This window comes from Pseudomonas sp. GL-R-26, assembly GCF_019947365.1.
Lineage (GTDB): Bacteria > Pseudomonadota > Gammaproteobacteria > Pseudomonadales > Pseudomonadaceae > Aquipseudomonas.
In genome coordinates this window covers 12,451-35,298 of the sequence record NZ_JAGYGI010000042.1, presented here as the reverse complement: position 1 = coordinate 35,298, position 22,848 = coordinate 12,451, and the positions used below count along the sequence as shown (strand labels likewise).

Annotated in this window: 23 protein-coding genes; 14 read left to right on the top strand and 9 right to left on the bottom strand. The window is 59.0% G+C overall.

What is annotated here, in order from left to right:
- Both KGA96_RS27260 and KGA96_RS27255 read left to right on the top strand, forming a co-directional pair.
- Positions 1 to 143: oligopeptide/dipeptide ABC transporter ATP-binding protein (locus tag KGA96_RS27260; protein WP_411741597.1), on the top strand; the 143-nt coding region annotated here is incomplete at its 5' end.
- 139 nt (positions 144 to 282) lie between these two features.
- Positions 283 to 1,005: a hypothetical protein gene (locus KGA96_RS27255; RefSeq protein WP_223515627.1), complete on the top strand. Its 723-nt coding sequence runs from the start codon at positions 283 to 285 to the stop codon at positions 1,003 to 1,005.
- Positions 1,006 to 1,517: 512 nt separating this feature from the next.
- On the opposite strand, the gene KGA96_RS27250 is transcribed toward KGA96_RS27255, so the two are convergent.
- Positions 1,518 to 3,077: a GGDEF domain-containing protein gene (locus KGA96_RS27250; protein WP_223515629.1), complete on the bottom strand. Its 1,560-nt coding sequence runs from the start codon at positions 3,075 to 3,077 to the stop codon at positions 1,518 to 1,520.
- Between the two features lie 300 nt (positions 3,078 to 3,377).
- Positions 3,378 to 4,262, bottom strand: a complete 885-nt coding sequence (locus KGA96_RS27245) for a LysR family transcriptional regulator (RefSeq protein ID WP_046043884.1) — start codon at positions 4,260 to 4,262, stop codon at positions 3,378 to 3,380.
- 147 nt (positions 4,263 to 4,409) lie between these two features.
- Here KGA96_RS27245 and KGA96_RS27240 point away from each other — a divergent pair, with 147 nt between their 5' ends.
- From KGA96_RS27240 to KGA96_RS27220, 5 genes are all read left to right on the top strand, one after another.
- A complete protein-coding gene (locus tag KGA96_RS27240) occupies positions 4,410 to 5,510 on the top strand; it encodes an alkene reductase (RefSeq protein WP_223515624.1) in 1,101 nt (366 codons plus the stop codon).
- A gap of 141 nt (positions 5,511 to 5,651) precedes the next feature.
- The gene (locus KGA96_RS27235) at positions 5,652 to 6,563 is read left to right on the top strand and encodes a LysR family transcriptional regulator (protein WP_046043887.1); all 912 of its coding nucleotides are present in this window, start codon (positions 5,652 to 5,654) and stop codon (positions 6,561 to 6,563) included.
- Between the two features lie 137 nt (positions 6,564 to 6,700).
- The gene (locus KGA96_RS27230; RefSeq protein WP_046043888.1) at positions 6,701 to 7,459 is read left to right on the top strand and encodes an SDR family oxidoreductase; all 759 of its coding nucleotides are present in this window, start codon (positions 6,701 to 6,703) and stop codon (positions 7,457 to 7,459) included.
- A 66-nt stretch (positions 7,460 to 7,525) separates the two neighbouring features.
- A complete protein-coding gene (locus KGA96_RS27225; protein ID WP_046043889.1) occupies positions 7,526 to 7,927 on the top strand; it encodes an ester cyclase in 402 nt (133 codons plus the stop codon).
- Positions 7,928 to 8,126: 199 nt separating this feature from the next.
- Positions 8,127 to 8,582, top strand: a complete 456-nt coding sequence (locus KGA96_RS27220) for a glycine zipper 2TM domain-containing protein (RefSeq protein WP_046043890.1) — start codon at positions 8,127 to 8,129, stop codon at positions 8,580 to 8,582.
- A 69-nt stretch (positions 8,583 to 8,651) separates the two neighbouring features.
- On the opposite strand, the gene KGA96_RS27215 is transcribed toward KGA96_RS27220, so the two are convergent.
- On the bottom strand, positions 8,652 to 9,566 hold the full coding sequence (locus KGA96_RS27215) for a pirin family protein (RefSeq protein ID WP_223466518.1): 915 nt from the start codon (positions 9,564 to 9,566) through the stop codon (positions 8,652 to 8,654).
- Positions 9,567 to 9,688: 122 nt separating this feature from the next.
- Between KGA96_RS27215 and KGA96_RS27210 the strand changes: the two genes are divergently transcribed.
- The 3 genes from KGA96_RS27210 to KGA96_RS27200 all read left to right on the top strand — a co-directional run bounded on the left by KGA96_RS27210 (position 9,689) and on the right by KGA96_RS27200 (position 12,680).
- On the top strand, positions 9,689 to 10,600 hold the full coding sequence (locus KGA96_RS27210; RefSeq protein WP_046043891.1) for a LysR family transcriptional regulator: 912 nt from the start codon (positions 9,689 to 9,691) through the stop codon (positions 10,598 to 10,600).
- Positions 10,601 to 10,691: 91 nt separating this feature from the next.
- Positions 10,692 to 11,507 carry an AraC family transcriptional regulator gene (locus tag KGA96_RS27205; RefSeq protein ID WP_223466501.1) on the top strand — a complete coding sequence of 272 codons (816 nt, stop codon included), beginning with the start codon at positions 10,692 to 10,694 and terminating at the stop codon, positions 11,505 to 11,507.
- Positions 11,508 to 11,609: 102 nt separating this feature from the next.
- Entirely contained in the window at positions 11,610 to 12,680 is a 1,071-nt protein-coding gene (locus KGA96_RS27200) for a threonine aldolase family protein (RefSeq protein ID WP_223515621.1), read from the top strand.
- 78 nt (positions 12,681 to 12,758) lie between these two features.
- Here KGA96_RS27200 and KGA96_RS27195 read toward each other — a convergent pair whose 3' ends face one another.
- Together KGA96_RS27195 and KGA96_RS27190 are read right to left on the bottom strand one after the other, a co-directional pair.
- Entirely contained in the window at positions 12,759 to 13,682 is a 924-nt protein-coding gene (locus tag KGA96_RS27195) for an NADP-dependent oxidoreductase (RefSeq protein ID WP_223515618.1), read from the bottom strand.
- A gap of 76 nt (positions 13,683 to 13,758) precedes the next feature.
- Positions 13,759 to 14,199: a DoxX family protein gene (locus KGA96_RS27190; RefSeq protein ID WP_046043895.1), complete on the bottom strand. Its 441-nt coding sequence runs from the start codon at positions 14,197 to 14,199 to the stop codon at positions 13,759 to 13,761.
- A gap of 195 nt (positions 14,200 to 14,394) precedes the next feature.
- On the opposite strand from KGA96_RS27190, the gene KGA96_RS27185 reads away from it, so the two are divergent.
- Positions 14,395 to 15,312 (top strand): LysR family transcriptional regulator, encoded by a 918-nt coding sequence (locus KGA96_RS27185; protein ID WP_223466507.1) that lies wholly within the window; start codon positions 14,395 to 14,397, stop codon positions 15,310 to 15,312.
- 34 nt (positions 15,313 to 15,346) lie between these two features.
- Positions 15,347 to 15,805, top strand: a complete 459-nt coding sequence (locus KGA96_RS27180) for a metallophosphoesterase family protein (RefSeq protein ID WP_046043921.1) — start codon at positions 15,347 to 15,349, stop codon at positions 15,803 to 15,805.
- A 20-nt stretch (positions 15,806 to 15,825) separates the two neighbouring features.
- On the opposite strand, the gene KGA96_RS27175 is transcribed toward KGA96_RS27180, so the two are convergent.
- Positions 15,826 to 16,284, bottom strand: a complete 459-nt coding sequence (locus KGA96_RS27175; RefSeq protein ID WP_223515615.1) for a winged helix-turn-helix transcriptional regulator — start codon at positions 16,282 to 16,284, stop codon at positions 15,826 to 15,828.
- A gap of 135 nt (positions 16,285 to 16,419) precedes the next feature.
- Here KGA96_RS27175 and KGA96_RS27170 point away from each other — a divergent pair, with 135 nt between their 5' ends.
- The gene (locus tag KGA96_RS27170) at positions 16,420 to 17,679 is read left to right on the top strand and encodes an MFS transporter (protein ID WP_223466509.1); all 1,260 of its coding nucleotides are present in this window, start codon (positions 16,420 to 16,422) and stop codon (positions 17,677 to 17,679) included.
- Here the strand turns inward: KGA96_RS27170 and KGA96_RS27165 are convergent.
- Together KGA96_RS27165 and KGA96_RS27160 are read right to left on the bottom strand one after the other, a co-directional pair.
- Complete coding sequence (locus tag KGA96_RS27165) at positions 17,610 to 20,516, bottom strand: EAL domain-containing protein (protein WP_223515612.1); 2,907 nt, start codon at positions 20,514 to 20,516, stop codon at positions 17,610 to 17,612. The genes KGA96_RS27170 and KGA96_RS27165 overlap by 70 nt on opposite strands.
- Before the next feature lie 192 nt (positions 20,517 to 20,708).
- Positions 20,709 to 20,954: a hypothetical protein gene (locus tag KGA96_RS27160; protein ID WP_080925415.1), complete on the bottom strand. Its 246-nt coding sequence runs from the start codon at positions 20,952 to 20,954 to the stop codon at positions 20,709 to 20,711.
- 331 nt (positions 20,955 to 21,285) lie between these two features.
- Here KGA96_RS27160 and KGA96_RS27155 point away from each other — a divergent pair, with 331 nt between their 5' ends.
- Positions 21,286 to 22,608 (top strand): DUF1329 domain-containing protein, encoded by a 1,323-nt coding sequence (locus KGA96_RS27155; protein WP_046043902.1) that lies wholly within the window; start codon positions 21,286 to 21,288, stop codon positions 22,606 to 22,608.
- Between the two features lie 42 nt (positions 22,609 to 22,650).
- Here the strand turns inward: KGA96_RS27155 and KGA96_RS27150 are convergent, their stop codons facing one another.
- A complete protein-coding gene (locus tag KGA96_RS27150) occupies positions 22,651 to 22,812 on the bottom strand; it encodes a DUF2986 domain-containing protein (RefSeq protein WP_080925416.1) in 162 nt (53 codons plus the stop codon).
- Positions 22,813 to 22,848 lie beyond the last annotated feature (36 nt).

Here is a 22,848-nt window from a genome sequence, read left to right as displayed (position 1 = left end):
ACCCACCGTCCGGCTGTGCCTTCCACAAGCGCTGCCCATATGCCACCGAGCGTTGCAGCACTGAAGAGCCGGCCCTGCGCCTGCTCGCCGGCCGCCAGGTGGCTTGCCACTACGCCGAGCAATTCCTTGACGGCGCGGCGTAACGAACTGTGGGAGCGGGCTTGCTCAACACGCTTGCTTTCCACCCGCAAGGATAGATTTTCGCGAAAGGCACAACGTGCCAAATCCTCAGGCTTGGCTAGAATCTTTTCGGTAGGAGATCTATTCAATGGAAGGAACGATATGTGCGATGACAGCAACGCCAGTAAACACTCACGAATCGTGATATGCCCTTTTTCGGGGCAGTCCAGACAGTGGACAAATACGAGAGAAAACTGGCGAAAAGCAAGGCGGTCAAAAATTGATGCCAACAAAGACAGGACCGATTTGGCCGACTATGAGTTCTTTACATTCGACAAACCTTCGAAAAAAAGGCTTAAAGAACGCTTGGAAAGTTGCATAGGCCCAAACGAGACAATCTACATTTTTGGTCATTGCGCTCCAGGAAGCATGAGTCTGTCCAACGAAAGTTCTGCTAGCAGCGAGTCCATCACCGCCTTTGCCCTGGCCAAAGAGTTGAAAGATGAAGTCCTGCTGAATAAAAATTTTGCCGGGAAGATAAAAATTTATGGCTGCAACTCAGCACTGCCAAGTGGAGCAAAAAAATCTTTCGCCCATTCATTTGCCTGCATCATGAAACTCTATCTTTATCATAACTGCGAGATTCATGGATACGCCGAGACACTCGTAGATGGTTACGTCGGCGCGCATAAGATTGCCACTAGCGATGGCGCACTGGTTAAGGCACTAAACGAAATGATCCAGAGAGAAGAAGCTTTCGGCGCTGGAATAGACTCCAAGTACAATGAAGATCATTCTTTGCGCCCTAGCAAGTTTCGGCAAAAAATGGAAATTTCCAAGGAGATTGCGCTCGAGTTCTACAACGGACTTAAGGCAAAAAAATGAATCTGCAAGACTGTTCTTCATATTCAAAAAACACTTAACAAGAAGGCTGGTCAGGTATCGTTACCGACTTCCCTTTCAACAATTTTGGTTCACCTGGGTAAACATTGAACGGAGCCACTGTAGAGCCATCCACCTTGGCACCTTTTACGGGGTAACGCACCTCGAAGGTCAGCGACAGGACTCCTCTAAAGATGCCCGTTGTGCTCTTGAAACTGCCGTCTGGAGGAATGATGGCCTATGAAGTGGCTAAGCGCTCGCGCGGGGAATATACCAATTAATCAGTCTGTACGAAGCTGGTTACTTGCGGATCATGGACGAGCTTTCATCAAGCTGGTAGCGAGTGACAACACATCCGTCCCTCGCTACCTGTCAAATCAGGCCAGTTGGTTGCGCCTGCTGTAGACGACGATACGAGCGGTCATTAACGAAGTTCAGCGTGGTACCTCCTGCGTGATCAACGCCTGCCGTGCCACGAAACCAGCCGGCAAGCATTTCACCCTCTCTTCGTCAGATCAGTCCTCTACCGTTTCAGTCATTGCAATGCCTTTGCGACCTAGTTGCTTGACGCCATACATGGACTGATCCGCCGCCTTGAGCAGAGTGTCGAGACTCTGGCCGTGAACAGGAAACAGCGAAACCCCGATACTGCACGAGAGCGATCGCTTTCCAGCGGTTGTCATGACTGGCTGCGCGATAGCTTCAAACAACCTCTCCGCCTTTTTTCCGGCACTCTCAGCGCTGGTAATGTCCGTAAGCAGAATGACGAATTCATCCCCTCCATAGCGTGCGACTGTGTCACGCGAGCGAGTCGCCTGAAGCATGCAACTTGCGACCGTTCGAAGCACTTGATCGCCTACCTCATGGCCGCATTCGTCGTTGATTTCCTTGAAGTGATCCAGGTCGATCAACAACACGGCAAACGGTGTCCCGTTCACTTTCCAATTGGCGATGGCCTGCTCAAAACGATCGGCAAAGAGGTAGCGGTTGGGCAATTCTGTGAGTACGTCATGGGTTGCCAGATACGTTGCTCGCTCGTGCTCGACTTCAGCCCTTTCTATCGCCTTGAAATGCCGGATCAACACCAGCGGCATGAGGACAAGTGCCCCGGCCAAAACGGTAAGGATCACCAAGGTTTCGGCGCTCAGAACATCCCCAAACCGCAGCTGACGCTCAAACAGCAACGTCATTGGTTGTGAAACGTTTCTAATCTCGACCCGATCAGTCAGGCACGGCAAGAAAAGCTGATCCAGAAAACCAGCCTGCTCTGTCTCTGTTGAAAACACGTTGTTTTCTGTACCGGCGCCGGTTTTCAGAACAGCGCTGATATGGACGAAAGGATCGACGTTCGCATCGTTCACGGCTTCCAATAGCGAGTCCGTTCTGATCAGAAGCAAAGACAATATCGTGCTGCCAAAAAAATTGGGGCGAGTGCTCTCTCTTGCATCCTCGGTCCGATTGACAGACTGCATCAGAATGTAAGCATTACCACCTTCGTACATCGAGAAAACGGGTGATACGACAGGTTTCTGATTACTGCGGGTTCGAGCCAGTGCATAGGAAAGATGCCCAACGGTTTCCAGCCTGACGCCATAGATCGAACTGGATTGCGGGAGTGGCGGGTACATGAACAACACGGGCCAGGTCTCATTGAGATAGACCTGATGCTGGGCAGGTTGCTGAGCGAGGCTCGGGAAATCCTTGAGTGCAAAATCCGGACGCCAGGTGCGTTTCAACAGTTCTTCAAATGCAGCCTGTTCGGCGATGGGTACCGCCCTCGCCGCCTCGAGCATGTAAATATGAGGGTACGCGGATAAAACCGCTGCCGCATAACGAGCTGCTGCTTCCGAATCGCTCTGGTCGACTGCCTGAAGAAATGCTGAAAAACCCGACAACACCGCTTCATTGGTATCCAGTTGGTTGCGCACGATGCCGGAAATGTTCTGTACGTATTCTAAAAAACGCGTTTTCCGGCGTTCGGTCTCAGATGTCAGCAGTAACCAGGTCGAAAAACCCACCAAACCGACCGCCAAAAGAATGAATCCCACCAAGGAGCTGCGCCGCCTGGTAAACATCATTCGGGCTTCTCGACGCGCAGAGCCTGCGTGGAGACGATGGGAATGAATAAAGCCAAGGTAAGCGCTATGGTTTTCAAAAGGGGTGCAATCCATGCAGTAAAAAGGAAGTCCGAAGTCTTACGATGTCAGTATCTCACTAAACCTTGCGGTAGACGTAGGGCCCACTTGGATCGCCCCGGATTATCCCGACACCTTGCAGGCTCATTGCGTAGCGCTTTTCAAGCGCTACTACCGGTGAAAGCTGATTGTTTAAGCCATGGCGGCGTTTTGCGTTGTAGTACATGCCGGCGTAAGCGATCAGATGCGCAAGTGCGCACTCATGTAGTCAATGAACACGCGCAACTTGGGTGAGGCATAACGGCTGGCTGGCCACAGCATCCAGAAGACGACCTGGCGGTCAATGCAGTCGTCCAGCACGGTGACCAGCTGGCCGCTTTCCAGCGCTTCGCGCACCAGGAAAGTCGGCAGAAAGGCAATGCCCCTGCCCTGGATTGCGGCGTAGGCAAGAGGCTCGATCGTGTTCGACGTCATTGTGGCGGGCAGCACCAGTTCAGCCTCGGAGGCTTCGAGTCGCAGCGGCCAGCGTTCCAGCTTTCCGGTTGCGGGAAACTTGTGCTGCAGGCATGAATGGCGTTCCAGTTCACGCGGATAGGTGGGTACACCATGCCGCTTGAGATACGTCGGCGACGCCACCAGCACATGTGCGCAGGAACCGAGGCGGCGCGCAGTCAAGCGAGAATCGGTTTGCTCGCCGGTGCGAATCACCGCGTCGAACCCCTCCTCGATCACATCGACCATACGGTCGCAAAAATCGATATCCAGTTCGACTTCCGGATACTGCTCCATGAACCCGTCAAAGGCCGGCATCATCAGGTCGCCCAGTAGCGGAGTGCCCACCCGAAGCCGCCCCCGTGGACTGCCAGCCAGGCCTGACAGCTCGGACTCTGCAGCGGTGAGCTCGCTGAGGATGCGGCGGCAGCGCTCAAGGAACAGGGTTCCCTCGGCCGTCAGCGTGATGCTGCGTGTACTGCGATGAAACAGCCGCACATGCAAGCGCTCCTCCATGCGGGCGATGGTTTTGCCCACGGTCGAGGACGACACCCCCAACTGGCGGGCGGACTCGGAGAAGCTGCGCGTTTCGGCAACCTGCACGAATATCGAGATGCCATTCAGACTTTCCATCACTATTCCTGCCTGCTCCGGTAGACCCCCGCCAACAAGGCGGGATTACGGAAAAAACATCCGAAATGTTCGGCATCACGGGACATTTTTCTCCGCGAATTTTACGCCTACATTGGCCCCATCCCACCACTGATAGGTATCGTTGTCATGTCCAAACTGCATACGAGCATCCAAATAGGTCCACACCAGATTTCCCATCGCGTCGTTCTGGCTCCACTTACCCGTATGCGTGCCGAGTCGGGCGCGATCCCCAGCCAATTGATGGCCGAGTACTACGCCCAACGCACCACCGCCGGTGGCCTGCTGATCGGCGAGGCCACTATCGCCGCCGCCAATGGTAATGGCTACCTCGGTGCTCCCGGTCTATATGACGACAGCCAGATCGCTGGCTGGAAGCTCGTGACCGACGCCGTTCATGCCAAAGGCGGCAAAATCTTTCTGCAGCTCTATCATGCGGGGCGCCAGTCCAATAGCCTCCTGCAGCCCGGCGGCGCCCAGCCGGTGGCCCCTTCCGTCGTGGACCACGGCGGCCTCGCCTTCACCGAGACCGGCTGGACCCCCGGCAGCCCGGCACGCGAACTGACCATCGCGGAAATCCGCGGGCTGGTGGAAAGCTTCCGCGCAGCGGCCGAACGCGGTATCGCAGCCGGATTCGACGGCGTGGAGTTGCACTCGGCCAACGGCTACCTGTTCGATCAATTCCTCCAGGACGGCAGCAACAAACGTACGGACATCTACGGTGGCTCGTTCGAGAACCGCAGCCGGTTCCTGCTCGAAACAGTAGAGGCGGTGATCTCCGTCTGGGGTAGCAATCGGGTGGCGGTGCGCCTGGGCCCGAGCGGCAATTTCGGCGACATGTCCGACAGCGATCCCATTGGCCTGTTCACCTATGTCGCACGCGAGCTGAACAAGCTGGACCTCGCCTATCTGCACCTGATCGAACCGCGCATCCTGGGTGTCGCCGAAGACGAGCGCCGGGACCAGAATCCGGTGGCGTCCCAACTCATCCGCCAGTACTACAAGGGCACCCTGATCGCGGCAGGCGGTTTCTCCGGTGAATCGGCCAACGCAATCCTTGAGGCCGGCGATGCAGACCTGGTCGCGTTCGGCCGCCACTTCATCGCCAACCCTGACTTGCCAGAGCGCCTGCGCAACGGCTGGCCGCTGAACCCGTACGACCGCGAGTCGTTTTTCGGTGGCACGGAAGCGGGTTACACGGACTATCCTTTCCATACCGAAGTTGCGTGATCATTTGCACCGCTGGTAGCTGGGGTCATAGTGCCCCAGCTACCTCCCCTTCAAAAAAACACTTACCCAAACTGCCGCGTTTCACGGTCGCCTCTGCCAACGGGGTCAAGGTGCGTACCGGCTGAAGGAAGGTGCCAACACATGAAAGACCTTTTCTCCTACAGGCTTTTCACGAGGGTGGCGCGACTGGGCAGCTTTTCGGCCGCGGCACGCGAAGTGGGTCTTTCTCAATCCCAGGTCTCCAGGATTGTCGCCGAGCTCGAAGCCGATCTCGGCACCCTGCTGCTGGCGAGATCGACACGTGCCGTCGTCCCGACTGACGCAGGGGCGGATTTTCTATCGCGCATGGAACCCATCCTCGCCGCGGTGGAAGAAGCCGAGCAAAGCGTTCGCGGCGGCCAAGAGCTGCGCGGCGTTGTGCGGATCAGCATGCCGACCAGCATCGGCGTACGGGAAATCATTCCGCGTATAGCGCCGTTCGCAGCGATACACCCCAACCTGCATATCCAGGTCCTGCTCGCCGATCATTGGCAGGATCTGGTGCGCGAGAATATCGATGTTGCGATCAGGCTTGGACGACTCGTGGACTCCAGTGCAACAAGCCGCCAGATCATGACGATCTCCAGATTCATTCTCGCCTCACCGTCCTACTTGCTCACCGCCGGAGAGCCGACTACGCCTGAGGACCTGCAATCCCATCGAATCATCGCCGGTCCAGCCTCGACGGTCCCGAGTGGGTGGATGTTCAAACGCGATGGTGAGACCAGGACGATTGAGCTCGAAGCGCACTTCTCCACCGACGAAAACGAAGGCGCTGTCGCGGCGGCAACGGCCGGGTTGGGGATCACCTCGACAACGGCCTGGGCATGCCGGCGAGAGCTAGAAAGCGGTGAACTTGTCGCACTGCTCACCGATTGGGAAACCGAGTCCGTACCTGTGCATGCCTACTTCCCCCACGGCTCGCGAACCCGAAGAGCCGGCCGCGCCCTGATTGAACATCTTGTCGCCAGCCTGCTTGACGATGCCAGCGGTGCTTATGCATCCGACGCATAGAAGATAGCCAGTCACAGCGTCTACTCCGATCCTGCCGAAGCTGCCAATTTAGCGCCATACCCCGCGACGCAGCGGTCGGGCTGATCGACCTGGCAGCGTGGCGGACGCCCTGACTTTTTCGTTCAAGGAAATCCCTCATGCGCATGACTGGCAACACGATCTTCATCACTGGCGGCGGCTCCGGCATTGGCCAGGGCCTGGCCGAAGCCTTCCACAAGCTTGGCAATAAAGTGATCATCTCCGGACGCCGCAAGGAACGACTGCAGCAGACGCTCGACGCCAACCCCGGCATGGCCGCCATCGAACTCGACATCAACGACACGGCCAGCATCCAGGCAGCAGCGCAGCACCTCATCGCCCATTACCCTGAGCTCAATGTGCTGATCAACAATGCCGGCATCATGTTGCTCGATCATGCAGAAGGTCCGGTGGACGATGAGCTTGCTCTCTCGACCGTCACCACAAACCTGCTGGGTCCGATCCGCATGACCTCGGCGCTGGTCGAGCATCTGAAGGCCAAGCCGGATGCGATCATCGTCAACGTTTCCTCAGTACTCGGCTTCGTACCCATGGCCGTGACGGCGGTCTATTCGGCAACCAAGGCCGCGCTGCACTCCTACACCTTGTCGCAGCGCTATCTGCTGCGCGAACACGGCGTCCAACTGGTCGAGATCGCACCGCCGTGGGTACGCACCGAATTGCTCGACAGCAGCGAGGAGGAACGCGCCATTCCCCTCGACCAGTTCATCACAGAAGCGATGAAACAGTTCGAAAGCGGTGCCGACGAAATTCTCGTCACTCCGGCCGAAGCCATGCGCGCCAATCCTGGCCCGAACGAGCATGCCTGGGTGAATGCGTTCAACGACATGATTGCAAATGGACCGGCTTTCGGCTGAGACCACAAGGCGATATTGGGCGGCCCTACAGCCGCCGACCTTTTACATTGCAAGCAGGATCAGACTATGACTTCACGTACACCCGCCGAGAACAAGGCCATCGTCCTCGAAGGCTTCGCAACCCTGTTCAATCTCAAGGATCTGGCTGCGGCCCAACGCTTCTGGTCACCCTCCTACATCCAGCACAGTGCCCATGTGCCCCCTGGTCGCGAGGGTCTGTTCGAACTGGTCGCCGCAGGAGCACCCGATTTGCGTTACGAGTGCCAACTGGCAGTCGCTGAAGGAGACTTCGTCATGTTGCACGGTCGCTTCACTGGCCTCGGCCAGCCGGCGAACTGGGTCGTGGTCGATATCCTGCGCCTGGAGGACGGCGTGATGGTCGAACATTGGGATGTGATTCAGGACGAGGCGACACGCGAAGGTTCCGCCGGCGGGTACCCTATGTTTGGGGACCGGTTCCCAGGCTAATCGCTCAGTCCGGACCTGTTTGATATCCGCAAAACACTGTGTCAGCAGCGCCTGAACCTTGGCCATCCCCCGCCTGGCGTTCTGATTCACCAACCTTACGCGCAGTGCGCAGGCAAACAAGCGCATGAACCGGACTTTTTCGTCTAACGTCATTGGATGCGTGTGCATGACCCACTTCCTCTGAAAATGGAGTTCGACGATGAAAACAATCGCTTCCTGGCTGACGATTACGCTTTTTGGTCTGGTGCTTGGCGGCTGTGCCGCGGTGGGTGCCGGGAGCGGAGGCGCTGGCGAAATGGAAATTCGCTCGGGGAAAATCGAGCAGATCACACAGACCCAGATGCAGACCAATCACGATAGCGGCGTCGGTGCCATAATGGGGGGTATTGGCGGTCTGGCCCTGGGAAGCCTGATCGGCCAGGGTACCGGCCGGGATGTGGCGATGGTCGCCGGTGCCCTCGCGGGCGCGGCAGGCGGCAACTACGTCGAAAAGAAAAAGTATGATCAGCCCGTGGACGCACAGCAAATCATCGTTCGCACCCACAGCGGCGTACTGGTTCAGGTGACCCAGCCGATCAACCCGTCGCTGAGAAAAGGCATGAACGTTTATGTCGAGGGTAGCGGAAACGAAGCGCGGGTGGTGCCACAAAGCTAGGGGCTGTGACTGCGAAATGGCAAAGGCGCGCCATCCTGACTCGGAGGGCGCGCCGCCATGGTTCACGGGTTATTTGAAAACCGGCACGCCGGCTGACCGGCTGGGCTTTTTCAGGTACTCACGCAAGCGAACGCCAATCTCGGCAATTTTCGCCTCTCCCTCACGCAGCGCCTGCGGGTTGGTGTGCACCGAGTAGTTTCCCAGCGCCAGATCGTAGGGATGAGGTTCTGCTGAACCGATCACGAAGACGGTGTCTTTGTTCAGCGCTTTGAGCGTCACTGCGCCGCTGCCGGGTTCGAAGATGGCCATCTCTGCTGCGTTGACCAAGCCTGGTGCAGACAAAGCGCCGCGGCTGACACTCAACCACAACGACTCGTGCCCATTGGGTGGCACATAAGTCCAGGACTCGTCGGCTCGTAGCGTGACCAACAGGTAGTTCATGCCCGCGGGAGCACGGACCGGGCTCTGGACACCCTGGTACGTGCCGAGAATCACCCGCGCCGGCCCCACTTCAGGCATCACGCTTGACTCCAGATATTGGCTATCGACACTGGCGTTTTCCAAGGCCGGTGGTAGTGCAACCCACAGTTGGAAACCCTGAATCCGCTTCGATGTACCGACCGACATTTCCTTGCCGTGCCAGACCCCGCCTCCGGCCCGCATCCATTCGACACCGCCGTAGTCAATCATCCCCTTTCCCGAATCAGCATCCTCGAAGCGCAAATTGCCTTCGGTAATCACCGTGACGGTGGCGATGCCCGAGTGCGGGTGCATGGGCATGCCGTTGATGAATGAGCTCTCACCTTCGAACAGATCAAGGAACACAAAGGGCTTGATCAGGTGGCCGAGATCGCCAGGACTCATCAACCGGACAATAGCGCCGTGCCCGCTGCCTGTGGTGCGATAGCTGATAGCGCGCTGAGTTTCGGCTTCGCGTGCAGAGCGCGGATCAGTCGCGATATCAGGTTGTTGCTGAACGTTCATCATGATCACTCGAAGTGGAAAGCCTCTCGGCCCAATGCCTGGAACAATAGAGCGAGGCTGATTACTTGATTAGTCGATACAATTGGATTGCACTCGTCCATCAGCGCAAGGAATGACCGGCCATGCTCGACCTCAATGACATCGCGATGTTTGTGCAGGTAGTCCGCTGCGGCAGCTTTGCCGAGGCGGCTCGGCGCCTGGGCATGCCGCCCAATACCGTGAGTCGCCGCATCCAGCAGCTCGAAGCGCACCTCGACACGCGGCTGCTGCAACGCTCCACCCGCAAGCTCACACTCACCGGTGCAGGCGAGGACTTCCATGAGCGTTGTGCAGGCGCCGTCGACGGCTTGCTCGAAGCCGGACAGGAGTTGATAACGGGTAGTAACGAGCCCAGTGGCCTGGTGCGCGTGGCGGCACCGGCCGACTTCTTCGACTTCTTCCAGATGGACTGGGTGACCGGGTTTCTCGCCGCGCATCCACGCGTGCGGCTCGACTTCGTACTCAGCGATGCGAAGGCCGACTTGATCGCAGAGCAGATCGATGTCGCGTTTCGCGGCGGCGCTTTGCACGATTCCGGTTTTGTCGGCCGTCAGATCCTTGATCCGCGCAGCGTCGGAATGGTCGCAAGCCCCGCCTACATTGCCGCGCACGGCTCACCCCGCACGTTGCAGGACCTGGTAGACCACGATTGTGTGATCTCCGCGCAACCCGGTGGCCACGCCACATGGCGCCTGGTCGGCCCGCAGGGTGAGGAGGAAGTGCAAGTCAGCGGGCGCTTCAGTGGCAATACCGCACAGGCACTGCGCAGGGCCGCCGTGGCCGGTCTCGGCATCGCGCTACTGCCACCGGTGATGGCCAGGCTCGATGTTCAGGCCGGTGTGCTCGTCCCGGTGTTGGCGCAATACCAACCCAAAGGCTATGGCCTGAACGTGCTGTACCCAAGTCGACGACAGTTGCCGCTTGCGGTATCGGCTTTCATCGACCTGGTGATCGAGAAGTTGAACGCGTCGGACGCACCAGAGGTGCACCCGTAGCGAGCGGCAGTCGATGCCCATGGCATCTATACCTCTTACGCACTTAAACTTTGAGTCTCACGCCCTCCTCGCCGATTGTTGAACGGGTCCCATGACTGAGCATGCCAAGTACCATCACGTGTCCGAAGTACCAGGCTTGGTGCTGGGGTCCGCACGCTTTGTAGACACCGGTTTCGATCGCCATTACCACCTCGACTTCCACGTTGGTTTTGTCACCGAAGGCATCCAGCGTCATCGAACCAAAGGCGAGTCGTTTCTTTTAGGTCCGGGAAGGATTGCCCTGATGCCGCCGGGTGAAATCCACGATGGCGTGCCCGAGGGCGGCGACGCTTATACGCTCAAGACATTCCGTCTGTCCCAGGCGCTGGTCGCGAGCCTGACTGAGGAAATCAGCGGTCAACCGAAAGAGCTTGAATTGGCCGGTGTGTTGCTCGAAGACCCGGGGCTTGAAGGCAACCTGCGCGGGTTGCACGAAGCGATGCAGCAGGCCGTCGGACCCGGCAGCCTCGCGGTGCAGACGCAATGGTTCACCCTCCTTGAACAGCTGATGAGCCAGTCACGGGCGATCAAGCCCGAAACGATTACCGGCACGCTATCGCCCCTGCAATGGTCTCGCGTCAGGGACTATTGTTTCAGCCACATCGATGAGCGAATCACTCTCGATGATCTCGCTAGCCTGTGCCGATTGGGCCGTTTCCCGTTTCTCAAGCAGTTCAAGCGGACCATCGGCATGACGCCCCACGCGTGGCTGCTTCGTCTGCGTCTCGAACGGGCCTGTGGCCTGCTCTCTCGCAGCGCGCTACCCATCGTCGAGGTCGCCCACGCCGTCGGCTTTTACGATCAAAGCCATTTCAATCGCGCCTTTCGGCAGGCATTCGGCGTCGCGCCATCGCGCTACAGGACTTAGGCCGTCAGCCGTCAATTTTTTACAAGCGCAACCACCCTCCCTCTCCATAGGATGCGCCAATCCGGGCGAAACACCTTCGCCTGCGCAGCCGAGAACTGGATGATGAACGGTGAAGCAAACAGACCGCCCGCGCTGGGTTTTTCAAGTGACAACATCGCCGGTGCATCACCGGAGGTGGCACAAGCCTTGGTCAAACACAGCACGGGCCAGGCAAGTCCCTATGGCACCGACGAGTTGACGGCGCAGGTCCAGCGCAAGTTCTGCGAGATCTTCGAGCGTGACGTGGAGGTCTTTCTCGTACCCACCGGCACCGCCGCCAACGCCCTGTGCCTGAGCGCGATGACGCCACCCTGGGGCAACATCTACTGCCATCCGGCCAGTCATATCAACAACGATGAATGCGGTGCGCCGGAGTTCTTTTCCAACGGCGCGAAGCTGATGACCGTCGACGGCCCGGCGGCCAAGCTGGACATCGTCCGACTGCGCGAGCGGACTCGCGACAAAGTCGGCGACGTACACACGACCCAGCCCGCCTGCGTCAGCATCACCCAGGCCACTGAAGTCGGCAGCATCTACACCCTGGATGAAATCGCAGCCATTGGTGACGTCTGCAAGTCCTCTACCCTGGGATTGCATATGGATGGGTCGCGCTTTGCCAACGCCCTGGTGTCGCTTGGCTGCTCCCCTGCCGAGATGACGTGGAAGGCCGGCGTGGACGCCCTGTCGTTCGGTGCCACCAAGAACGGCGTGCTGGCGGCGGAAGCCATCGTCCTGTTCAACAGCTCCCTCGCCACCGAGATGAGTTATCGGCGCAAGCGCGCAGGCCATCTTTCTTCCAAAATGCGTTTTCTGGCGGCGCAGATCGATGCGTACCTGACTGACGACCTCTGGCTGCGCAACGCACGCAAGGCCAACACTGCTGCCCAGCGCCTGGCCCAGGGACTTGCCGGCCTGAGGGGGGTTGAGGTGCTCGGCGGTACCGAGGCGAACATCCTGTTCTGTCGGCTGGACTCGGCAATGATCGATGCGCTGCTAAAGGCCGGGTTCGGGTTCTATCACGATCGCTGGGGGCCGAACGTCGTTCGCTTTGTCACCTCGTTCGCCACCACTGCCGAGGATGTCGATCACCTGTTGAACCAGGTGAGGCGAGTTGTAGATCGGGAACGCGAGTAACGCTTACCACCCAACACAGGGACTGATGGGCGTCTCCAGTATCGACGCCCAACTCTAGGAACAACCACTGGCAACCACTTACTTTGTTGTATCGAGGACAAGCCGGCCCCGCAAGTGACGGCCCATGCTTTTTTCGATCGCCACTTTTGCTTCGCTCAGGGGGTATGTCTCTACGTCGACGGTGAGGTGTCCCTTGTCGAACAGTTCGGCGATGATCGAGAGCTGCCGGCCATCAGAGCGGGTAGCAAAGTTCGCTGGGATCACGCCGTAGTCGTTGGCCAGCGACATATTTGGGGCGCTCACCGGCGATACCAGCACACCGTGCTTTTTCAATACCGCAAACGAACGGGATTGGGTTTCGCCACCCACCAGATCCAGTACCACATCGAGGCCGGATACCAGCTCCTCGAAGGCCTGAGTCCTGTAGTCGATGGTGTAGTCCGCACCGATCTCCTTCAGATAGGCATGATGGTGTGCCGAGGCCGTTGCGTAGACTTCAGCGCCCAGGTACTTGGCAATCTGCACGGCCATGCTGCCCACGCCACCGGCTGCGGCATGGATCAACACTTTCTGTCGACGTTGCACGCCGGCGTGTTCGGTCAGTGCCTGCCAGGCCGTCAATGCCGATGCCGGAACCGCGCCAGCCTGCAAGGCACTGATCGATTTTGGCTTGAGCGCCAGTTTGGAAACCTGGGCAACCGCTTTGGTTGCATAGCCACCGACGATATTGATGAAGCCGAACACTTCATCGCCGATGTTGAACCCGGTGACGCCCTCCCCCAGCGCGACGACGATGCCGGCCACTTCAACGCCCGGTGTAAAAGGCAGCGGCAAAGGAATGAACGCCTTCATGGCACCGGACAGGATCTTCCAGTCAATCGGGTTGACCCCCGCTGCGGCGACATCGATCAGCACTTCACCAACACCGGGGACAGGGTCGGCAATGTCTTCCAGGCGTAAAACTTCAGGACTGCCGTATTCGTACACGCGTAGGGCTTTCATGGAGGTCTCGACTATTGAAAAAAGAGGGAAAAAACATTGCGCTGCGAGGGCGCGGGCCCTGCGCAGCGCGGGGGGATCAACGACGGCGGGCGTCGAGGCTGAAGCGACCGGCACCGAAGGCCACAACCTGCAACAGGCCACCGGCCATCGCGATGTTCTTGAAGAAGTGGATGAACTGGTTCTGATCGCCCAGTGCGTTATGGAACGCCAGCGCGGTGAACACGCTGAACACGGCCAGTACGGCGGCGACGGTGCGGGTGCGGTAACCGGCGATCAATGCCAGGCCGCCGCCGATCTCTACAATGATTGCCACCGCCAGTGCCAATTGAGGAAGCGCAAGCCCGACAGAGCTGATGTAGCCGACCATCATTGCCGGAGCGGCCAGTTTCGAAAAACCGGAAAGGATGAAGATGGCGCTGAGCAGTACGCGGCCGATCAACGAAGCCGAGGCTTGGGTGACGTCGGAACGGCTCTGGTCAGAGGTGGTTGTTTGAGCGATGTTTGCAGAAGTCGTCATGGGGCAATTCCTTCAGTTGGGTGCGATTCGACTTGAACCGTCCGGGTGAAGAAATGTTGCGCCTCGTCATCTAACCTGAATAGCTGACTAATTTAGATCATTAGATTCGATAAACTAGAAAAGCAAACCCACATCACCGGCAAAGGAGTTCAATCGTGCAATTTGCCCAGCGACGCCTGATTCAAGGAAACAGGCATGATCTCTGACCCGGGAACACCGACACTGGACCAACTGCGAGTGTTCCTGACGGTCGTGGAAGTCGGCAGCTTCGCGGCGGCCGCCCGAAAATTGCACCGCGCCACTTCGGTCGTCAGCTACTCGATCGCCAACCTGGAAATGCAGCTCGGCGTGTCGCTATTCGACCGCCAGACAACCCGTAAACCCCAGCTCACTGATGCCGGTCGCACCGTACTGGCCGAAGCCAGGACCATTGCCAACGGTGTTCATGGTTTACGCGCCAAAGTGAAGGGCCTGCTCCAGGGGCTTGAAGCCGAAGTGCACGTGGTGCTCGATGTCATGCTGCCCCCCGAGCGCGTGGTGGATGCACTCAAATCCTTTCGCGAAGAATTCCCGACCGTTGCCCTGCACTTGCACATGGAAGCCCTCGGCGCCGTCACTGAACGGGTGGTCAACCGTGGCGCGATCATCGGCGTCAGCGGCCCCATGAACGAGGGCATCGACGGTATCGAGAGAATGGGGGTCGGCAGTGTCGAGTTGATTCCCGTGGCGGCCCCGAATCATCCACTGGCTTCGAGCGAACCGAATGCTCCGGGCGCCGGCCGAGAGCACACGCAACTGGTGCTGTCCGACCGTTCGGTCCTGACCAAGGACAAGGATTTCGCCGTGCTCAGCAACCGCACCTGGCGCCTGGCGGACCTGGGCGCCAAGCACATGCTGTTGCGTGAGGGCATCGGCTGGGGGAACATGCCCGCCCCCATGGTCCGGGAAGACCTAGAAAGCGGTCGACTCGTGCAACTGAACATACCGGAATACAAAAGCGGGATTTACCCCTTCGACGTCATTTACCGCACGGATTTGCCGCCGGGGCCGGCTGCGAGGTGGTTGATCGACCGCTTCGTTCAGCAAGGATCCGCGCAGGAGACATCCCCTTGAACCTGGAACCACAATGCCGCTCGAACTGCCCGCCATGAAAATCGGCGTCATCTCCGACACCCACGGCTTGCTCCGCCCCGAAGCCATAGCCGCCCTGCAAGGCTGTGATCGCATCCTTCACGCGGGCGACATCGGCAGCGCGGCGATCCTCGAGCAATTGGCCGCAATCGCGCCGGTGGATGCGGTGCGTGGCAACAATGACCTGGACGCACCCTGGGCCCGGGAGTTGCCCGATTGTCTGCACCTGGAGCTCAATGGCTGGACGGTTCTGCTGGTGCATGACATCGCCGATGTAGCGGCCGATCTTGATGACGGTATCAAGCTGGTGATCACCGGTCATTCGCACAAACCGCGCATCGACTGGCGTGGTGAACGGCTGTTCCTGAATCCAGGCAGCGCCGGGCGCCGACGTTTCAAATTGCCTGTCACCCTGGCGTTGCTGGAAGTGGTTGGGCAATCAATCGAGCCGCGGCTGGTGTCGCTGCTCGACTGACTCGCTTTCCACCGATCGATTCACGACTCGTCGGCAACCACCCTCACTCGGTGGCAGTCGGACGGTCCAAGTTTTTGTCCGTTCAAGGAGCGAACTTCAATCGGCATCAGGGACTGGCCGTACTGATTGTCCAGCAACACCGAACGGGTCTCTTCCCGCGTGAACAGGAACCGTTCACCCCACTGCCTCATACAGACCACCACTGGAAAGATCTCCCGTCCTTTTTCCGTCAGGACGTATTCCTTGTAGGCACTGCCATCCGACGCAGGTTGAACGTCGAACACACCGACCTCAACCAACGTCTTCAGGCGCGATGCCAGAATGTTCTTGGCCACCCCCAGGCTTTTCTGAAATTCGCTGAATCGGCGAATGTCGTCGAACGCGTCGCGAATGATCATCAGCGACCATCGATCCCCAATGGCTTCCAGTGTCCGTGCTACCGGGCATTCGCTGCCTTGCGATGAAGGGTCTGCGACCATGGTGTTTACCTTTTGGATAAGGACAGCCAGGTCTGTCGTCTGGCCTTGAGTAACGTGGTTGCAATTTGAAACCTAATTCGATGACAATCGAATCAAGTTGCTAATTGAAACCAGTTTAGCGCCACGGAGGCTCACATGAAAGCAGATACCGATTCAGCCACCCATCCTTTCGCCGCGCAGGCTTCGGGGCTATCTGCGCAGCTCACGTTTCTGTTTTCTGTCACCTGCGCGCTTGCCGTCGCCAACGTCTACTTCGCGCAACCCTTGCTCGACTCGATGGCCCGAAGCCTGGATGTTGCCCCATCGATGATCGGGTTTGTGGTGACGGCGACTCAAGTCGGTTACGCGTTGGGCTTGCTGTTCATCGTCCCGCTGGGCGACTTGTTGAACCGTAAAGGGCTGATCCTGACGCAAATGCTGCTGTCTGCGATTGCGCTGGCGGGCGTCGGCGCCGCACAGCAATGGCTGACCCTGTTGGGGGCCATGATCGCCGTGGGTTTGCTGGCAGTGATGGTTCAAGTACTGGTGGCCTGCACCGCCGCGCTGGCAACGCCGGCACAACGTGGCCAGGCCGTGGGGACCGTCACCAGCGGCATTGTCCTTGGCATTCTTCTGGCGCGCTTCAGCTCCGGACTGATTGCCGATCTGGCGGGCTGGCGCGCCGTGTATTTCGTTTCCTCGGGACTGATGCTGACCCTCGCGGCGGTGTTCTGGAAAGTGTTGCCTCCCGCAGTGACGCCACGCAGTCGATACACCTACCCGGCACTCATCCGTTCGCTCTTTACGCTTTTCATGACCGAACCGGTGTTGCGAACCAGGGGCCTGTTGGCCTTGCTGATCTTTGCCGCTTTTTCCGTGCTTTGGACATCCATGGTGCTGCCGTTGAGCATCCCACCGCTGTCGCTTTCACACACGGCCATCGGCTTGTTCGGCCTGGCGGGCGTCGCCGGCGCCCTTGCAGCCAGGCGATCCGGTCGCTGGGCCGACCAGGGCCTGGGGCAACGGGTCACCGGCATTTCGCTGGCGATTCTGACGCTGTCCTGGCTGCCCATCGCCTTTGCACAGTCGTCACTGATCGCACTGGTTTGTGGGGTGATTCTGCTCGACTTCGCGGTGCAAGCCGTACACGTCACCAACCAGAGCCTGATTTTCGCGGCACGGCCCGACGCGCAAAGTCGCATGGTCGGCGCCTACATGTGCTTTTACTCGGTGGGCAGCGCACTGGGTGCCGCCGCCGCGACCCAGGTGTATGCGCTATGGGGCTGGACTGCCGTCAGCGTGCTGGGCGCCTCGATCAGCGCAATTGCCCTGGTGCTGTGGTTTTGTCAGCAACCCTGGCGACCGAGCAGTGGACTGGCCAAGAGCGCCTTCAAGCTCATCGGCTTGGCAAAGTGATAACCCTGGGCCTGCCCTGCCCCCATTTCACGCAGCAACTCCAGCGTCGCTTGATCCTCGACGCCTTCGGCCACCACACTCAGGTCCAGCGATTCGGCCATCCGCACAATCGCCCGGACGATCGCGCGACTGCGGGGGCTGGTGGTCAGTTCGAAGATGAACGACTTGTCGATTTTCAAGCCGCTGAAGCGGTATTGATGCACATAGCTCAGGGATGAGAACCCTGCGCCGAAGTCATCGAGCACCACTGACATGCCGTTGTCGGCCAGTTGTTGCATGGTCTGCCGGGCAATCGCCGGTTCAGCGACCAGCGCCCCTTCGGTCAACTCCAGGCAGATTCGCGACGGCGAGACCTGGTGCTGAGCCAACAGTGCCAGCACCTCACCGGCGAATTCGGGGCGCGTCATGCTGTAGCTGGAGCAATTGACGTGCACCGGTGGCCAGTCGGCGTGTTCGGGCTGTGCGAGGATCGCGGCAATGCTGGCGAGCATGTACAGGTCCAGTCGACCGATCAGGCGCAACCCCTCGACATCCGGCAGGAATTCGCCCGGTGCAATCACCCGGCCGCCCGGCTGATGCCAGCGGATCAGCGCTTCAAGAGCCAACAGTTCGCCGGTGTCGACGCTGACGATCGGCTGGAAATACGGCAGCAGTTCGTCGGTGCGTTTGAGTGCGTTGCGCAAGGCGCCTTCACGCTCGACCTGGTCCGAGACTTCACGGCGTACTTCCTGGTTGAACACCGCGTAGCTGTCGCGCCCGGCACTCTTGACCCGGTACATCGCCGCATCGGCATCGCGCAGCAAGTCGGCGGGCTCGTGATGGAACTGATTGTCGGCGCTGACGATGCCGATACTGCAGGACGAAAAAACTTCATGGCCATTGATGAAGAACGGCAGGTCGAACGCCACCAGGATCCGTTCGGCGATTTCAATCACCACCTCCAGCGACGCCTCGGGAGCCATCACTGAAAACTCATCGCCACCCAAACGAGCCAGCATGTCGGTGTCGCGCAGGCAACCGCGCAAACGGTGGGCAGCCTGCATCAACAGCAGGTCGCCAAAATGGTGGCCGAGGCTGTCGTTGACCATCTTGAAACGGTCGAGGTCGATGAACATCACCGCCAGGTGCCCGCCTTCGCGGCCGAACCGCGACCAGGCCAGATTGAGGCGCTGCTGCAGGTAGGTGCGATTGGGTAGACCGGTCAGCGCATCGTGGGAGTTTTCGTGCTGCAACTTGGCATTGGCGTGATCGAGTTCGCGGGTGCGGCTCTGTACCCGGGCTTCGAGCTGGAGGTTGGCGGCATGAATCGCTTCGGCGGCCGTGCGTCGCGACAACGCTGTGTCGATGTGCCGCGACACGAAGGTCAGCAATTCCTGGTCGCGCAGGGTATAGCGCACCTGCGAGGTATAGCTTTGCACCGCCAGCACACCACACACCACGTCGCCTTCGAACAAGGGGATGCCCAGCCAGGAGAAGGAGCGCACGGACTCATGGGCAATTTCGATTTCACCTTGCGCGGACAATCGCTCAGCCTCGCCGACGTCAATCAGGCAAGGGCGGCGCTGACGGATGACATACTCGGTCAAGCCCCGGCGCCCTCGACGCGCCGCCGGGCAGGTGGTCTGCCGTTCATCCACGTAATAGGGAAACGTCACTTCGTCGGTCGAGTCGTCAAACAGCGCAATGTAGAAGTTCTGCGCGAACAGCAGATCACCGACGATGCCATGCAGGGTCCGGAACAATTCGGCCATGTCACCCGGCTGGCTCGACAGTTCTGCAATCTGGAACAGCGCGCCTTGCAGATGTTCGGCACGCTCCCGGTCCGTGACTTCCTGGCGCAATGCGTCGTTGACTGCCGAAAGCTCCAGGGTGCGGCGCAACACCGTTTCTTCCAGGTCCTCCCGGTGCAGAATCCGGTCCAGCGCCATGGCCACGTGGCGGGCGACCACCAGGAACAGCGCGCGGTCTTCAGCGCTGTAGATGCGAGAAACGTCGTAGACCTGCATCGCCAGCATGCCAAACACCTCGTCCGAGGCGTTTTTCAACGGTGCGCCCATCCAGAACTCGGGCCGATCACCCACACAGTGGAAACGGTTCTCGGCCTGGGCCGCGAGAATCCCGGCGGCATCGATCAGCAACGGCTGGCCGCTGGTCAACACCTGGCCGGTCAGCGACAGGCGCTTAGGGTCAAGGTATTCGTAGTTTTCGGATTCCAGGGCATCAACGTCGATGATGTCGACGTAATACGGGTAGTCGATCTTGCCAGTGTGCGGGTTATACAACGCGAGATAGAAGTTCTCGGCATCGATCAGGCTGGCCAGCAGCCGGTGAGCCCCCACCAGGAACTCAGACCGGTCACGGGTCGAACTGGCCAGGTAGGTAATTTCATACAGTACACGCTGAGTGATCTGCGCACGGGCCAGGGTATTGGTCTGCAGTTCAATGCCCAGGCGCTGGGCAAGTTCAGCAAGCGCCGGCTCTGCGGCATCGGCGACGGGCGCGAGCAGCCAACCCAGCACACTTTCACCCCTGCCGGTGGGCCAGCGGTGCAGGTTCGAGGCCAGGCAAAAGGCTTCAAACTCGTCATTCGCAACGCTGGAAGGCCAATGTCCCCGTGGGTCACCCTGGCCAACCCGATGCATCTGTTCACCGGCGCGGTAAAACACCCACGCGGTGGTATGGGCCCAGTTGCGCGCCGAGTCCAGCAGTTGTTCGATCCTGTCGTCGTTGCCGGCGCGAGCCATGCCGACAGTATTCGGGTTCCCTGGGGGGTGAAATGCGGCAACGGCGTCATTGCTCGATTGCCGCGGGGAGCCGGTCAGTGTACGAAAACTCATCAGCGCTCCCTGAGCCAAAACTGCTGAAACTCACTGGCTGATTGCATGCAATGTGCCATTTGGCTTTCCGTTTAAAGCTTATGGCGGTTTTTTTCAATGATTTTGTTCACTTTAGTGCCAGGTATGAGACGGGCCACAAATTATTCGCGGTGTGTTGTCCAGACCTGGCTTCCATCGCTCGAAGGCAAACTATCAATCGTCGTTGTCATCGCGATCACGGTAGCGACGGTGTTCGCGATCATAGTCGCTACGATCATAGCCACGACGACCATAGTCGCGGTCATAACCTTGATCATCGTCCCCTCTCTGGTCGTAACCACGTCGATGGTCATGATCGTGATATCGGCCGTACCGCTCTCCGTCATCCCAATGCGGGCCGCAGCCTCCCAACAAGACGGCGCTGGAAATGGCCACGATCAAGATTACTGCGCGATTCATAAAAACGTCCTAAACGTCGGAGGTATGGAAGGGTCATGGCTGCTCGAAACTTTCGTCCGGGCAGTGTTCAGACATGGATATGACCATTCGGTAACCCAATGATTCCTCTGAAAAATACAAACAAGTGATGGTCACTCGACCCATCGAATGCCCGCCGAGACAGCCCGGGCCTGTCATCAATAGCCAAGGGGCTGTCGTCGAATGAAAAGCGACCCTGATACGCGGGCTATCTAATGGCAGTACTGAAAAGGTCTCTGGCGATGAGTTGACGTAAGCGACTGCTGCGCCTGAGTCACGAGTTGCCTGGTACGCCAGGCAGGAGAATAACAATATGAAATTCGTGAAAAGTCTTCTGGCTGCCGTACCCATCATGGCGCTGGGCATCGATGCCCAAGCCTATGTATCGAGCCAGGAAGCCGCCCGGCTGGGCACCAGCCTGACGTGGGTGGGAGCCGAAAAGGCCGGTAATGCCGACGGTTCCATTCCGCCCTACAGCGGTGGCCTGACCACGGCCCCATCCAGCTTCAAGACCGGCGACAGCATGCGCCCGGACCCTTTTGCGAGCGAAAGGCCGCTGCTGGTGATCAACGGCCGGAACGTCGACGCGTACAAAGGCATGCTGACCGCCACCACAGTGGCGTTGGCCAAGCGCTACCCCGACTTTCGCATCGACGTCTATCCGACCCACCGCACGGCATCGCTCCCACAGGCGATACTGGACAACAGCCGCAAGAATGCCACCAATGCCAGGTCCCTCAACGGCGGGATCGCCATCGACAATGTGATGCCAGGGGTGCCTTTCCCGATCCCGCAATCCGGCGCCGAAGCGATGTGGAATTTCCTGCTGCGCTACCAGGGCGTCAACATCCATTCCAAGTACGATTCCTGGAGCGTCGACACGGCGGGCGTACCGAGCCTGGCGGTCACTGGCGAGGCATTCATCTCCTTCCCGATCTACGAGAACCTGTCGAAGCCGTTCAACAGCTCCGACATCTACTATCAGTTGAAACTGTCCTATACCGGACCTGCGCGCCGAGCCGGCGAGTCGATCATGCTCAAGAACGCGACCAACGCAACGCAGTTCCCTGGCCGCGCCTGGCAGTACATGCCTGCCCAGCGCCGGGTCAAACAGATTTCGATCCTGGCCTACGACACCCCCAACCCCGGTACCGCCCGTGCGCTCGAACTGTACGACTGGACGCTGGTGGGCAAGCAGGAAATGATCGTGCCCTACAACACCTACAAACTCACCTACGCCCGCGCTGCCAAGTCGCTGACCACGCCCAACTTCATTGCCCCGGACTTCGTACGCTGGGAAAAGCACCGGGTCTACGTCGTGGAGGGCAACCTCAAGCCCGGGGCGAAGCACATCTACCAGAAGCGCCGCTTCTACCTGGATGAGGACACCTGGGCCGCGGTGGCCTCCGATCAGTACGACACCAGTGGCCAGTTGTACCGTGGCTCCTTCGCGTTCTTCAGCCAGAGCTACGACCAGCAGGTCCCGGACGCCACCCCTTTCATGACTTACGACCTGTCCAAAGGCACCTATAACATCAATGGCGTGGTGGGCCCGCATGGCGGCATCCACTACATCGAGCCGCTATCGACGGCGCAGTGGGTGCCAGAGTCCATGGCGGGTGCCGGTATCCGCTAGGTCCGTGGCGAAGCAATGCCTGATTTCGCGGTCCGACCTGAATCAGCTCTCAGAGGCGATGGTTGACTCGTCAGTGGTTTGTGCAGCCAGCTTCAATCGGCCCGCTTTACTGATGTAGGTCGACTTGCTTTTCGGTGCCAGTTTGGCACTGGCCTTTTTGGCCTTAGCCTTGAACAGCTGCTTTAGTTTCTTTTGACGGTTCATGTTGTTCTACTCAGCCTGTAATTCTTGAATGATATC